Genomic DNA, 13,636 nt, shown 5'->3' on the forward strand with positions numbered 1-13,636 from the left:
TCCCATCCCATCGCCCGCCCGACCGCGGCGGCGGCGGCCTGAACTGATTCGGCGAGCTCGCTCTCCGACGCCGTCACGCGAGCCAGCAGGCCACCGAGACTGATGGCGCCCACGGCGGTCCCGCGCTCGTCGACGAGCGCCACCGCGATGGCGGCGACCCCGTCGGTGACGTCACCGCGCGTGACGGCATAGCCGTTCGTACGGGCGGCCTCGACGCGCGCGGCGAGGTCGGGGCTGTAGGCCCGGCGACCGACGAGGGCGGTCGCCGCCGCATGCTCGAGGGTCGAGAGGATGGCGGTGCCGGCCGCGCCGACACCGAGGGGCACGAACGTCCCCGGCGGGGTCGAGAGATCGCGCATCGGATGCGAGCCCTCAATGCGGTCCGCGCAGAAGGCCTGGTCGCCGCGGCGCAGCATGAGGTAGACGGTCTCCCCCGTCTGGTCGCGAAGCTCGCGAAGGGCTGCTCGCGCCTCGGTGCGGAGGTCGAGCGACGCCTCGACGACGTGGGCAAGTTGCAGAAGACGCACCCCGAGGCGGTAGCCGCGCGAACCGGAGCTCTGCTCCAGAAGTCCGAGACCGACCAGGGTCTGCGCGAGCCGGTGAACGGAGGCCTTGCTGAGGCCGAGGATCGACGCGAGCTGAGTCAGACCCAACTCGGGTTGCTCAGCCGTGAACGCGAACAACAGGTTGCCCGCTCGCACCACGGTTTGCAGATCCGGTCCGCTTTCCGAACCATCGATTCGCTCCATGGACCCTGAAGTTAGGGGCCATGAATCACAAATGCAAGCCGGAAATCAAATCGGTACGAGCGCGAAACCTGATTGACACACGCCGTGGCGCATGATTGCATCAGTCCACTCAGCGTACCGTCGGTTCACTGAGCGGATCGACGGAGATCTTCGAAGGGCACGGGATGCAGATCACGGGTGCGGTGCTCGAACGCTCGGGCGATGCGGCACCGTACGCCGTTTCGCGCCCGCTGACGATCGGCGCTCTGGACCTCGATCCACCGGGCGCGGACGAGGTGCTGATCCGTGTCGAGGCGGCGGGCATCTGCCACTCCGACCTGTCGGTGATGAACGGCGACCGGCCCCGCCCTCTCCCGATGCTGCTCGGGCACGAGGCCGCCGGAACCGTGCTCGAAGTCGGCGCCAACGTGGGTGATCTCGTCCCTGGCGACGCGGTGGTCGCGAGCTTCCTACCGCGGTGCGGTGCGTGTCGCGAATGCTCGACGAATGGGCGCGTGCCGTGCAGTCGCGGAACCGCCGCGAACACCGCCGGTGAACTGCTCGGTGGCGGGCGGCGGCTGACACGACACGGCGAGCCGATCGGCCATCACCTCGGTGTCTCGGGGTTCGCCAGCCATGCGGTGCTTCATCGTGCCTCGCTGGTCGCCGTCGGAGAAGGGATCCCCTTCGACGTGGCGGCGCTGATGGGCTGCGCGGTGCTGACCGGCGGCGGAGCCGTCGTGAACGCCGCGCGCCCCGAAGCCGGGCAGCGGATCGTCGTCGTCGGACTGGGTGGAGTGGGAATGGTGGCACTCATCACCGGTCTCGCGTACGAGGGAGTGGAGGTCGTCGGTGTCGACACGACCGTGTCGAAACTCGACGCGGCCCGAGCGGCCGGCGCGCACGCGGTCTACACGCCTGACCAGGCGGTCGACGTGGGCCTCAGCGGCGACGCCGTGATCGAGGCCGCGGGAAACGCGCGAGCCTTCGAGCTGGCCGTCGCCCTGACCAGCGTCGGCGGGACGACGGTCACCGTCGGCTTGCCGCCCGCACAGGCTCGCGCCACGATCGCTCCGCTCGACCTCGTCAGCGGCGCCCGCACGATCGTGGGGAGCTATCTCGGATCCGCGGTGCCGTCCCGCGACATCCCACGATTCGTGGAGCTCTGGAGGGCGGGTCGCCTCGACGTCGAGAGCCTCATCTCCGGCCGCATCCCCCTCGAGAGCCTGAACGAGGGCATGGACGACCTCGCCTCAGGTGCGGCGCTGCGGCAGATCGTCACGGTCGACTGCTGACCCTCGACGCCGCTCGGACCCCTTGACCGCTCGAGGGACCCCCGCGTGCGGGGATCCCTCGGGTCGGAGAACCCTCTGTGGCGTCAGAGTTACGCGCCGATCGCGGCGGTCTTCTCCGGCTTCGGGTCGCGGCCGGACTGACGGCCGGTCTCGAACGTGAACTCCCCGTCGACGAACTCGACGCGCACGTGGTCGCCCGCCTCGAGCTCGCTGTGCAGGATCTTCTCCGAGAGCCGGTCCTCGATCTCGTGCTGCACCGCGCGGCGCAGCGGGCGGGCGCCCATCGACGGGTCCCAGCCGATGTCGATGAGCCGCGACTTCGCGTCGTCGGAGATCTCGATCGTCATGTCCCGGTCGAGCAGACGCTCCTGGAGCCGCTTGATGAAGAGTCCGACGATCTGCAGCAGCTCGTCCTTGTTGAGCTGCGGGAAGACGATCGTCTCGTCGACGCGGTTCAGGAACTCCGGCTTGAAGTGCTTCTTCAGCTCCTCGACGACCTTCGCGCGCATGCCGGCGTAGTCGGCCGCGGCGTTGCCCTCGAGGGTGAAGCCGACGGGGCCGCCGGTGATGTCCTTCGTGCCGAGGTTGGTCGTCATGATGATGACGGTGTTCTTGAAGTCGACGACGCGGCCCTGGCCATCCGTCAGACGTCCCTCCTCCAGGATCTGGAGCAGCGAGTTGAAGATGTCGGGGTGCGCCTTCTCGATCTCGTCGAAGAGCACGACGCTGAACGGCTTGCGGCGCACCTTCTCGGTGAGCTGGCCGCCCTCTTCGAACCCGACGAACCCGGGAGGGGCACCGAACAGCCGCGAGACGGTGTGCTTCTCGCCGTACTCCGACATGTCGAGGGAGATGAGCGCGTTCTCGTCATCGAACAGGAACTCGGCGAGCGCCTTGGCGAGCTCGGTCTTACCGACACCGGTGGGGCCGGCGAAGATGAACGAGCCCGACGGACGCTTCGGGTCCTTCAGTCCGGCGCGCGTGCGGCGGATGGTCTTGGCGAGGACCGAGATGGCCTCCTCCTGACCGATGACCCGCTCGTGCAGCGCCTTCTCCATGAAGATGAGCCGGCTCGACTCCTCCTCGGTGAGCTTAAACACCGGGATGCCGGTCGCGTTCGCGAGCACCTCGGCGATGACGCCTTCATCCACCGTTCCGGATGCCGCGACGTCGCCGGCGCGCCACTGCTTCTCGAGGCGGAGCCGCTCACCGAGCAGCTTCTTCTCCTCGTCGCGCAGACTGGCGGCCTTCTCGAAGTCCTGCTCCTCGATTGCAGCCTCCTTCGAGGCGCGCACGGTGGCGATCTTCTCGTCGAACTCGCGCAGCTCCGGCGGGGCCGAGAGGATCGAGAGGCGCAGGCGGGCGCCGGCCTCGTCGATCAGGTCGATCGCCTTGTCGGGCAGGAAGCGGTCCTGCACGTAGCGGTCGGCGAGGTTCGCCGCCGACACGATCGCACCGTCGGTGATCGACACCTTGTGGAAGGCCTCGTACTTGTCGCGGAGGCCCTTCAGGATGTTGATCGTGTGCGGGATCGTGGGCTCGTGCACCTGCACCGGCTGGAAGCGCCGCTCGAGGGCGGCATCCTTCTCGAAGTGCTTGCGGTACTCGTCGAGCGTCGTCGCGCCGATCGTCTGCAGCTCCCCGCGCGCGAGCAGCGGCTTGAGGATGCTGGCCGCGTCGATCGCACCCTCGGCGGCACCCGCCCCGACGAGGGTGTGGATCTCGTCGATGAAGGTGATGATGTCGCCGCGGGTGCGGATCTCCTTGGTGACCTTCTTGAGGCGCTCCTCGAAGTCACCGCGGTAGCGGGACCCGGCGATGAGCGAGCCGAGGTCGAGCGTGTAGAGCTGCTTGTCCTTGAGGGTCTCGGGCACGTCGCCGCGCACGATCGCCTGCGCGAGGCCTTCGACGACGGCGGTCTTGCCGACGCCGGGCTCGCCGATCAGCACGGGGTTGTTCTTGGAGCGGCGGGAGAGGATCTGCATGACCCGCTCCATCTCCTTCTCGCGCCCGATGACCGGGTCGAGCTTGCCGTCGCGCGCCGCCTGGGTGAGGTTGCGGCCGAACTGGTCGAGGATCTGGCTGCCCTTGTCGGGCGTCGCGTCGTTGCCGCCGACCGCGACCTGCTCCTTGCCCTGGTAGCCCGAGAGCAACTGGATGACCTGCTGACGCACGCGGTTCAGGTCGGCGCCGAGCTTCACGAGCACCTGGGCGGCGACGCCCTCGCCCTCGCGGATCAGGCCGAGCAGGATGTGCTCGGTGCCGATGTAGGAGTGACCGAGCTGCAGGGCCTCGCGCAGCGACAGCTCGAGCACCTTCTTGGCGCGCGGGGTGAAGGGGATGTGGCCGGTCGGCTGCTGCTGACCCTGGCCGATGATGTCCTGGACCTGCTCGCGCACGGCGTCGAGCGAGATGCCGAGCGACTCGAGCGCCTTCGCGGCGACGCCCTCACCCTCGTGGATCAGCCCGAGCAGGATGTGCTCGGTGCCGATGTAGTTGTGGTTGAGCATCTTCGCCTCTTCCTGGGCGAGGACGACCACCCGGCGGGCTCGGTCTGTGAAGCGCTCGAACATTCTGAACTCCTGTGGACGCCGGTCGGAAGGCGCCGATACATCCGAGGGTAACGACGCAGGCTGGCGAAAACTCCCGTGTTCGCTCACGGCTCAGCGCGGGCTTGACGGGACCGGGGTGCGTGTGGTTATCGTAGATCGATAACATCGACAATCGATAAGGAGCTCCTCGTGAGTACCTCCCCCACCACCCTCTCCCGATCCGACCTGATCGGGATGTACGGCACCATCGGCCTCGGCGCGATCGGGGCCGCCCTGACCGTCTGGGCGATGATCGCGCGCCTCGCCGAAGTGCTCCCCGAGCGCGGCATCCCGGTGCTCGTCCCGTTCTCGGGGGAGACCGCCGCGCTGCCCATCGGTCCCGGCGGAACGGATCTCATCGTCGACGTCGACCGCGCGGTCGTGACCGTCGACGACCCGGCCGCCGCCACATTCTTCGCCCTGGTCGCTCAGCCGATCGTGACGGGGCTGGCTGTGCTCGTCGGCATCGTGTTGCTGTGCCTGTTCTGCGTCAACCTCGCCCGTGGTCGCGCGTTCGCCGCCTCGACCGTGCGCATCGTGACCGCGGGGACCGGCGTGCTCATGGCCGGCTGGGTGCTGGGCTGGCTGTTCCAGACCATGGGCGTGAACGGCGCCCTGTCCGCCGTGAGCGACTACGAGTACGACGGCGTGCTGTTCGAGACCGACTTCGCGGTGATCTTCGGGATCCTCGCCCTCGGCGCGATCAGCGCCGCGTTCCAGATCGGCCACCGGTTGCAGCGCGAGAACGAAGGGCTCGTCTGATGACCGGCGCACTGCAGACCCGCAGGAATCGTGCGCTCGGCCTCGCCGAGAAGACCATCCTGGGCTTCATCGCCGGCGCGGCCACCGCGATCGGCGTCGTCGAGATCGTCTTCCTCGTCGGCCGGATCATCGCCGGCGCGTCGGGACCCGTCACCCTCAGCGGCGTTCCGACCACCGAACCGCTCGACGCCGGGTTCGGAGGCGCGACCTTCGACACGGTCACGCTCATGACCGACCTCACGACGGGTGGGCGGGCCGCCTTCATCGCCGCCGGCATCCTCACGTCGCTTCTCACGCTCGGCATCTGCGCCGTCGTCGTCTGGCTCTGCCTGCGGGTGTTCGTGGGCAAGCCGTTCGTCGGGTCCGCGACCTGGGGCATCGGGATCGTCGCGATCCTGGTGGTCGTCGTCGCCCTCGGCCGGCCCGCCCTCCTCGGGGTCGCGAACGCCGAGGCGGCGGCCGCGCTAGACCTCGATCAACTCCCGGTCTTCCTCGTCGCCTTCGATCCGGCGCCGATCGGCTGGGCGTTCGCCCTGATGGTCGTCACCGCAGCGTTCGAGATCGGGCAGCGTCTGCAGCGCGACACCGAGGCGCTCGTCTGATGGCCGACACCTCCGCACCCGCACCCGTCGACGCCTCGCAGCGCATCGCCTTCGCCGTCATCGCCGGGATGGCCGGCGTGCTCGGCCTGATCCTCACGATCGACGGCATCTGGCGCACGATCTCGATCGCGATCGGCACGGAGGGCATCGAGCTGCTCGCCCGCGGCGACCTGCCCGGCGCCGACGCCCGCATCTCGACGGCGACCGTGCTGTCGTCCGAGGTGGGCGGATCGAGCCTCGGATTCCTCGTCGCCGGGTCGACGGCGACGCTGCTCGTCACCGCCGCCACCTATCTGGCGGTCGTGGTCTTCCTCGTGCTCGCCGCGCGGGGTACCCCCTTCCACCACCTCCTCTACCGGGTGGCTCTCGTCGCCGGGACGGTGATGACCTTCGGCGGGCTGGCCGGATCCGCACTCTCCGGCGTCGGGCGGGTGCAGGCCGCCGACCACCTGGGCGCCGTGCCCGACGGTCCGTTCGAGGCGGCGTTCACGATCGCGCCCGGCGACTGGTCGTTCGGCGTGGTGGTGCTCGTCGCCGCCTACGTCATCCGCATCGGGCAGCGCCTCCAGCGCGACACGGAAGGACTCGTGTAGATGGCCCCCGCCGACGACGAGGATGCCGGCCGCATCCACTGCCGTCTCGACGAACTGCTCGCCGAGCGCGGGATGACGCTGACCAAGCTCGCGGAACTGGTGGGCGTGAGCCTGGTGAACCTCTCGGTGCTGAAGAACGACCGGGCCCGCGCCATCCGCTTCTCGACCCTCACCGCGATCTGCGACGCCTTGCAGTGCGAGGTGGGTGAGCTGCTCGTCGTGCGCTGAGTCGGCGGCCTACGGATTCGGGTTGCTGGCGCGCCCGTCGAGCCAGAGGGTGTTCGACGGGTCGCTGTGGGCGGTGCCGGATCCGACGTGCTTGTCGGCGATCTGCGGCCCCTTCGTGATGACGTGGACGAGCGCCATCCCGTGACCGCGGCCGAGCGCGAAGTCGGCCGCGAGCCACGCCAGGATGGGCGCGGCCTTCGTGTTCGCGTCGAACCCCTTCTCGGCGGCGAGCGCGAGGAACTGCCGCGGCGTGAGGCCCGTCTTCTCCTCGATGTTGTCGAGGTACGCCTGGAACGTCATGCCGGAAAGATACTCCGCGCCACCCCTCCTGCGGGTTGAGTGCCGCCGCAGGCGGTGTATCGAAACCCGCCCCGAGGAGCTCGAACGTGGGCTTCGATACACCGGGCTACGCCCGGCACTCAACCCGCGGGGATAGCTACCATCCGAAGGGTGAGCAACCTCGAGAAGGACCCCACGGAGACGGTCGCCGTCGCCGAGCCGCCGCACGACGGCGTGGAGATCCTCGAGCCCCGGGAGGTTCCGCTCGGGGGGCCGCGCGCGTTGCCCGTACGCCGGACCCTGCCGCAGCGGGCGCGCAGCCTGGTCGGCGCGTGGTGCTTCGTCGACTCCTACGGGCCCGTCCCGGGTGATCGTGCCGGCACGATGGACGTTCCGCCGCATCCGCACACCGGCCTGCAGACGGTGAGCTGGCTCTACGCCGGCGAGATCGAGCACCGCGACTCGGCTGGCAGCCATGCACTCGTCGAGCCGGGGCAGGTCAATCTGATGACGGCGGGAGCGGGCATCCAGCACTCGGAGGTGTCGACGGGAGCCGCCCGCGAGCTGCACGGGGTGCAGTTGTGGGTGGCGCTGCCCGACCGGTCGCGTCACGTGGCGCCGTTCTTCGAATCGTTCTCGCCGCAGCCGTTCACGGTGGGCGACGCGACGCTGCGGGTCTTCATCGGCGAACTGGCCGGCGCGCGCAGCCCGGTCTCGGCCTTCACCGGACTGGTCGGCGCGCAGATCGACCTCCCGGCGGGCGGGGTTGTCGAGCTCGCGGTCGACGAGACCCACGAGCACGGCTTCGTCGTGGATGCCGGCGAACCCCGACTGCAGGGGGTGCCGATCCCCGGCGACCGGCTCGGCGTCGTTCCGGCCGGCCCCGGCATCCTGCGTCTCGAAGCCGGCGATCGCGACGTGCGGGGGCTGCTCATCGGCGGCGAGCCGCTCGGGGAGCCGATCGTGATGTGGTGGAACTTCGTCGGCCGCAGCCACGACGAGGTCGTCGCCTTCCGCGAGCAGTGGCAGAGCCAGGTCATCGCCGGCGCGGACCCCGACGGAAGGTTCGGCCATGTCGACGGCTATCCGGGCGCGGCGCTGCCGGCTCCCGTGCTGCCGAACGTGAGACTCCAGCCCCGCTCCTGAGCCTGCGCCCGACTTTCCCTGACGCCGCGGCTCTGCCACGGTGGGAGGCATGACCCGACGCCGCATCCTGCCCGCCCTCGTCACCGCGGGCGTGATCGCGCTCGCCCTCACCGGCTGCGTGCGCTTCCAGGCCGACCTGACCCTCAACCCCGGCGACGTGGTCGACGGCCAGATCGTCGTCGCCGTGCTTGCCACGGAGGACACCGACGAGGCGCGATCGACCGCTCTCGCCTACGTCGCCGACATCGAGTCGACGTTGCTCGGGTCGCTGCGCGACGCGAGCGGGGTCACGACGACCGAGTACGCCCAGGACGACTACCTCGGCACGCTCATCGAGTTCGACGACATCTCGCTCGACGCGTTCTCGGGACAGCGCCCGGAGTCGCTGAGGTTCGTGCGCGACGGCGACTCGTACACCTTCACCGGCACGCTCGACTTCTCGGCGCAGTCGATCCCGTCGGACGACACGACCGAGGATGACGGCAACCTCCGCGTCTCGGTCACCTTTCCCGGCGAGGTGACCGAGCAGCAGAACGGCGAGGTGTCGGGCACGACCGTCACCTGGACGACCGCCCTCGACCAGCGCGTGGAGATGTCGGCCACCGGGGCGGCGAACCCGCCCGGCCCGCCGGTGCTGCTGATCGTCGCCATCGTGGTCGGCGTGCTCGTGCTCCTGGCGGCGGTCGTCGCGGTGCTGCTGCTCCTGCGCTCGCGCCGGGCGAAGGCGGCGGTCACTCCCGCACCGGTCGCCACGGAGACCCCGGACGCCGACGAGAAGCCGGCCCCGGAGGTCTGACCTCAGCGCCGGATGCGCGTCGGCTTCAGGAGTCGGCGCGGTCCTTCAGCGCGGCGCGCTTCGCGCGCTCCTCGACCTCGACCTGGGCGGCGGCGGCGCGCTCGGCGCCGTCCGACCTGATGATGGCGCGGAACACGAACCAGAAGAGCACACCGAACAGCAGGGTGGGCACGACCGAGAAGATCGCGTTGGCCCAGAACTCTTCCGGCATGGACCCAGGGTAGCTCGCGTCAGGGCAGGAAGAACGCGACGGCGACGACGGCGACGATCAGCACGAGCCCGCCGATGGCGACGAGGCGGGAGGTTCGACGGTCCATCAGCCTTTCGCGATCATCCCGAGGATCCCACTGATCAGCAGGAAGACGCCGATGCCACCGACGACGACCCAGGTGGCGACGCGGGGCGGGGTGACGCGCGGAGGCTGGTTGCTCACCTCAGCACCGTAACAGCCGGGCTCTCAGGCATCCTGTTCGCGGCGGATGCGGGTCTGGATGACGACGGCCGCGAGGAAGACGACCGAGAAGCCGAGGGCTCCGATCACCCACACGCCGCCGGGCACCGCGTCCCCGCCGGGCCGCGCGACGGTCGGCGTCGCCGCCGGGTGCTCGGGCAGCGGCAGGGTGGGGAGTTCCAGGTCGACGTGGAACGTCGCGGGCGCCGACCATGCGCCGTCGGGGAGGGCGCGAACCTGCCACGAGAACGACCCGCTCTCGACCTCGATCGCCGTCGCGGTCGAGGTCGCGATCATCGTCGCAGGGTCGCCGCCGTCGACCGACCAGGTCACCTCGTAGCCGTTCGGGGCGTCGACCGGGGTCCACTCGAGCACGACCGTGCCGGGCTCGAGGAACGCACCCTCCTCCGGGGCGACGGCGGCGGGCGCATCGGGCTCCGCCGCGTGCGCCGTCGCGGGGAGCGCCAACGCGATGCTCGCGCCGCACACGCCGACGACCACCGCGAGGACGATCGCGGAGAACAGCCGTCGGGCGAGTCGAGGCACGGGGCTTCCGGGGGTCGGGGGTCACCTGCGCCGGGGGGTGCGCGGGTGGTTCCCAAGCTAGTCAGCCGCCGTCGGCGGGCACAGCCCCCCGAACGGCGCGATGAGCCCCCACTTCGGGGGCAGAGGGAGGCTCGATGTGACCGGCGGGCCCTACTTGACCAGCGGGAAGAGGATCGTCTCGCGGATGCCGAGGCCGGTGATGGCCATCAGCAGGCGGTCGATCCCCATGCCCATCCCGCCCATCGGCGGCATCCCGTGCTCCATCGCCCGCAGGAACTCCTCGTCGAGCCGCATCGCCTCGTCGTCGCCGCGTGCGCCCTGCTTCGCCTGCTCGACGAAGCGCTCGCGCTGGATGACCGGGTCGACCAGCTCGGAGTAGCCGGTCGCGAGTTCGAAGCCCCGCACGTACAGGTCCCACTTCTCGACGACGCCGGCGATCGACCGGTGGTCGCGCACGAGCGGCGAGGTGTCGACGGGGAAGTCCATGACGAAGGTCGGCGCGGTGAGCCCGGGCTTCACGAAGTGCTCCCAGAGCTCTTCGACGAGCTTGCCGTGCGTGGAGAGCTTCACCTCGACGCCGACCTTCGCCGCCAGAGCCTCGAGCTCCGGCACGGTCGACTGCGGCGTGACCTCGACACCGGCGGCCTCGGAGAGTGAGGAGTACATCGGCAGGCGCGCCCATTCGCCGCCCAGGTCGAACTCGGTGCCGTCGGCCCAGGTCACGACGTGCGAGCCGGCCACCGCGAAGGCGGCATTCTGCACCAGCTCCTGGGTGAGGTCGGCGATCGAGTGGTAGTCGCCGTACGACTGGTACGCCTCGAGCATCGCGAACTCGGGGCTGTGGGTGGAGTCGGCGCCCTCGTTGCGGAAGTTGCGGTTGATCTCGAACACCCGCTCGAGACCACCGACGACGGCGCGCTTGAGGAAGAGTTCCGGCGCGATGCGCAGGAACAGCTCGGTGTCGAACGCGTTGCTGTGGGTGACGAAGGGGCGAGCGGATGCCCCGCCGTGGATCGTCTGCAGCATCGGCGTCTCGACCTCGAGGAAACCGTGCGACGTGAACGTCGAGCGCAGGCTCGCGACGGTCGTGGCGCGCGCGACGACCGTCTTCCTCGCCTGATCGCGGGTGATGAGGTCGAGGTAGCGCTGCCGCATCCGGGTCTCGTCGGAGAGCTCCGAGTGCAGGTTGGGCAACGGCATGAGGGCCTTCGAGGCGATCTTCCAGTCCGCGACGAGGATGCTGAGCTCCCCGCGGCGCGACGAGATGACCTCGCCCGACACGAAGACGAAGTCACCGAGGTCGACGAGGTCCTTCCACCGTTCGAGCGACTCCTCGCCGACCTGGTCGAGCGACACCATCGCCTGGATGCGCGACCCGTCGCCCGCCTGCAGCGACGCGAAGCACAGCTTCCCGGTGTTCCGCGAGAACACCACCCGCCCGGCCAGCCCGACAACGTCACCGGTGGAGGAGTCAGCGGAAAGCTCCGGGAACTTGGCCCGCACCTCCGCGATCGTCGACGTGATCGGCACCGAAACCGGATACGCGCCCTCGCCGGCCGTTTCGGCATCCTGAATCAACCGCGCGCGCTTCTGAAGCCGCACGGCCTTCTGCTCGGCGATGTCCTCGAACTCAGGCGTCTCGTCAGTCACAGGAACAGCTCAATTCAGGTAGAGGGAGTCGTTGTCGATGAGGCGGGCCGGGCCGACCTGCGCGGCGATGAGCACCCGTGCCGGGCCTCGGTAACCGTCGTCGACCGGGAGGAAGGTCTTCGGGTCGACGACCTTGAGGTAGTCGAGCGTCACCAGCTTCTCATCCATGAGCACCGACTGCGCGGCGGCGAGCACGCTGTCGATGCCGCGGTCGCCCGCCGACTGCGCCGCCTCGAGCGCGCGGCTCAGGGCGCGCGCCGCGCGGCGCTCGTTGGGTCCGAGGTAGCGGTTGCGGCTGGACATCGCGAGCCCGTCTTCTTCGCGCACCGTCTCGATGACCTCGACGGCGACCGGGATGTTGAGGTCCCTCACCATCCGCTTCACGAGGAAGAGCTGCTGGGCATCCTTCTGGCCGAACGTGACGAGGTCGGGCTGCACGATCTGCAGGAGCTTCGCGACCACGGTCAGCACGCCGTCGAAGTGCCCCGGACGCGAACGGCCCTCGAACAGCGTCGCGACCGGACCGCCGGAGACCTTCACCTGGGTGCCGCCGTCGGGATACATCTGCTCCACGGTCGGAGCGAAGACGAACTCGACGCCGAGCGCCTCGAGCTGGACGAGATCTCCCTCGAGGTCACGCGGGTACTTCCCGAGATCCTCGGTCGCGCCGAACTGGAGGGGGTTCACGAAGATCGAGACGACGACCACGTCCGCGAGCTCCCGGGCCCGCTTCACGTGCTCGAGGTGGCCGCGGTGCAGGGCGCCGAGCGTGGGCACGAGGGCGATGCTCTTTCCGGCGACCCGAAGCGGTGCCAGCTCCGAGCGGATTCCGGTGATCGTCTCGGCGACGACAGGACTGCTCACGATTCGGGTGCCTCCGCGTCGATCGTATCGGCGCGGTAGGCCCCGGCCGCGCCGAGGGCGTTCTCCACCGCGGAGCGCATGAGCGGGCCGAGCAGGTCGCCGGGACGTTCGACGCCGATCGCGGCGAGAGCCCCCGCGGCCTGGGCGACGATCGCGGTCGAGAAGCCGGTCGCGGCGGCGATCGCATCGGCGTAGGCCGCCCGGTCGGCCTCGGCGACGACGACGGGTTCGGCCCCCATCTCGACGACGAGAGCCTGCGCGATCGGCAGCACCGGGGTCGGCGCGGTCACCGCGAACCAGGATTCCCGCAGTCGCACGAGGTCGAGGCTCGTGCCGGTGAACGCCATCGCGGGATGCAGGGCGAGCGGGATGCCGCCGGCCGCGGCCGCCGGGGCCAGCACGCCCACCCCGAACTCCGGCGCGGTGTGCGCCACCAGCTGCCCGGGCTGCCAGGCACCGGTCGCCGCGAGACCGCTCACGAGTGCCTCGAGTTCGGCGGCCGGGACGGCGATGAGCACGAGCTCGGACCGCTCGACGACCTCCGGTACGGTGAGCACCGGCACGCCCGGCAGCAGCACGTCGGCGCGCTCGCGACCCGCCTCCGACACCGTGCTGATGCCGACGATCGCGTGCCCCGCACCGCCCAGCGCGGCGGCGAGCACGGGCCCGACCCGCCCGGCACCGATGATCCCGATCCCGAGGCGCCCCGACCGCCGGCTCACGCTTCGCTCGAGCGCCAGCGGTGGCTGCGGTCGGTTCCGGCGGCGGCGACCGCTGCGGCAGCGGCATCCCGGAACAGCGCCTGGGCGTCGTCGACATCCAGAGCGCCGATGGCCGGCGAGATCGGACCGGCGACGGTGTGCACGTGCACGTTGGCGAGACGGAGCGAGCGGGCGAGCGGCCCCTGCTCGACGGCGACGCTCTGCACCCGCGGAGTCGGCACGATCGCGAGTTCGCGCCAGATCGCGCCGCGCCGCAGCAGTACCGCGCCCGGGAAGAGCGCGAAGCCGTTGCGCCGCCACGAGAACCAGCGCACGATCGCGGCGCGGCGCGGGGAGCTAGTGAACTCGTCGTCGCCACCGCGCCCGGCGAGTCCGCGCTCGAA

At 70.2% G+C, this 13,636-nt stretch carries 16 protein-coding genes; 7 read left to right on the plus strand and 9 right to left on the minus strand.

The genetic code is table 11. From position 1 onward, the window contains the following. Positions 1 to 653: IclR family transcriptional regulator (locus ACILQS_RS12165; RefSeq protein WP_395640394.1), on the minus strand; the 653-nt coding region annotated here is incomplete at its 3' end. A gap of 260 nt (positions 654 to 913) precedes the next feature. Between ACILQS_RS12165 and ACILQS_RS12170 the strand changes: the two genes are divergently transcribed. Then, positions 914 to 2,023, plus strand: a complete 1,110-nt coding sequence (locus ACILQS_RS12170) for an alcohol dehydrogenase catalytic domain-containing protein (protein WP_395640395.1) — start codon at positions 914 to 916, stop codon at positions 2,021 to 2,023. Between the two features lie 89 nt (positions 2,024 to 2,112). Here ACILQS_RS12170 and ACILQS_RS12175 read toward each other — a convergent pair whose 3' ends face one another. Further along, the gene (locus ACILQS_RS12175; protein WP_395640396.1) at positions 2,113 to 4,596 is read right to left on the minus strand and encodes an ATP-dependent Clp protease ATP-binding subunit; all 2,484 of its coding nucleotides are present in this window, start codon (positions 4,594 to 4,596) and stop codon (positions 2,113 to 2,115) included. Between the two features lie 168 nt (positions 4,597 to 4,764). Here ACILQS_RS12175 and ACILQS_RS12180 point away from each other — a divergent pair, with 168 nt between their 5' ends. From ACILQS_RS12180 to ACILQS_RS12195, 4 genes are read left to right on the plus strand one after another with little or no spacing between them, the layout of a single operon-like run. Next, positions 4,765 to 5,376, plus strand: coding sequence for a hypothetical protein (locus ACILQS_RS12180; RefSeq protein WP_395640397.1), 612 nt, complete (start codon positions 4,765 to 4,767; stop codon positions 5,374 to 5,376). Then, positions 5,376 to 5,978, plus strand: a complete 603-nt coding sequence (locus ACILQS_RS12185; protein WP_395640398.1) for a hypothetical protein — start codon at positions 5,376 to 5,378, stop codon at positions 5,976 to 5,978. The genes ACILQS_RS12180 and ACILQS_RS12185 overlap by 1 nt, the downstream gene beginning before the upstream one ends. Continuing rightward, on the plus strand, positions 5,978 to 6,571 hold the full coding sequence (locus ACILQS_RS12190) for a hypothetical protein (RefSeq protein ID WP_395640399.1): 594 nt from the start codon (positions 5,978 to 5,980) through the stop codon (positions 6,569 to 6,571). Before ACILQS_RS12185 ends, ACILQS_RS12190 begins: the two co-directional genes overlap by 1 nt. Then, complete coding sequence (locus ACILQS_RS12195) at positions 6,572 to 6,799, plus strand: helix-turn-helix domain-containing protein (RefSeq protein ID WP_395640400.1); 228 nt, start codon at positions 6,572 to 6,574, stop codon at positions 6,797 to 6,799. Positions 6,800 to 6,808: 9 nt separating this feature from the next. On the opposite strand, the gene ACILQS_RS12200 is transcribed toward ACILQS_RS12195, so the two are convergent. Then, positions 6,809 to 7,099: a DUF4287 domain-containing protein gene (locus ACILQS_RS12200; RefSeq protein WP_395640401.1), complete on the minus strand. Its 291-nt coding sequence runs from the start codon at positions 7,097 to 7,099 to the stop codon at positions 6,809 to 6,811. Positions 7,100 to 7,249: 150 nt separating this feature from the next. Between ACILQS_RS12200 and ACILQS_RS12205 the strand changes: the two genes are divergently transcribed. Beyond that, positions 7,250 to 8,224: a pirin family protein gene (locus ACILQS_RS12205; RefSeq protein ID WP_395640402.1), complete on the plus strand. Its 975-nt coding sequence runs from the start codon at positions 7,250 to 7,252 to the stop codon at positions 8,222 to 8,224. Positions 8,225 to 8,273: 49 nt separating this feature from the next. After that, positions 8,274 to 9,020 carry an LppM family (lipo)protein gene (locus tag ACILQS_RS12210; protein WP_395640403.1) on the plus strand — a complete coding sequence of 249 codons (747 nt, stop codon included), beginning with the start codon at positions 8,274 to 8,276 and terminating at the stop codon, positions 9,018 to 9,020. Positions 9,021 to 9,045: 25 nt separating this feature from the next. Here the strand turns inward: ACILQS_RS12210 and ACILQS_RS12215 are convergent, their stop codons facing one another. The 6 genes from ACILQS_RS12215 to ACILQS_RS12240 all read right to left on the minus strand — a co-directional run. Further along, on the minus strand, positions 9,046 to 9,231 hold the full coding sequence (locus tag ACILQS_RS12215) for a hypothetical protein (RefSeq protein ID WP_395640404.1): 186 nt from the start codon (positions 9,229 to 9,231) through the stop codon (positions 9,046 to 9,048). A 246-nt stretch (positions 9,232 to 9,477) separates the two neighbouring features. After that, positions 9,478 to 10,017, minus strand: a complete 540-nt coding sequence (locus ACILQS_RS12220; protein ID WP_395640405.1) for a hypothetical protein — start codon at positions 10,015 to 10,017, stop codon at positions 9,478 to 9,480. Positions 10,018 to 10,167: 150 nt separating this feature from the next. Then, positions 10,168 to 11,667, minus strand: coding sequence for a lysine--tRNA ligase (gene lysS, locus ACILQS_RS12225; RefSeq protein WP_395640406.1), 1,500 nt, complete (start codon positions 11,665 to 11,667; stop codon positions 10,168 to 10,170). A 9-nt stretch (positions 11,668 to 11,676) separates the two neighbouring features. Next, entirely contained in the window at positions 11,677 to 12,531 is an 855-nt protein-coding gene (gene panC, locus ACILQS_RS12230; RefSeq protein ID WP_395640407.1) for a pantoate--beta-alanine ligase, read from the minus strand. Continuing rightward, positions 12,528 to 13,253, minus strand: a complete 726-nt coding sequence (locus ACILQS_RS12235; protein WP_395640408.1) for a DUF2520 domain-containing protein — start codon at positions 13,251 to 13,253, stop codon at positions 12,528 to 12,530. The genes panC and ACILQS_RS12235 overlap by 4 nt, the downstream gene beginning before the upstream one ends. Further along, on the minus strand, positions 13,250 to 13,636 hold a 387-nt coding region (locus ACILQS_RS12240; protein WP_395640409.1), incomplete at its 5' end, for a PH domain-containing protein. The genes ACILQS_RS12240 and ACILQS_RS12235, both read right to left, overlap by 4 nt.

Origin of the sequence: Pseudolysinimonas sp. (assembly GCF_044239695.1) — a bacterium.
GTDB lineage: Bacteria > Actinomycetota > Actinomycetes > Actinomycetales > Microbacteriaceae > Pseudolysinimonas_A.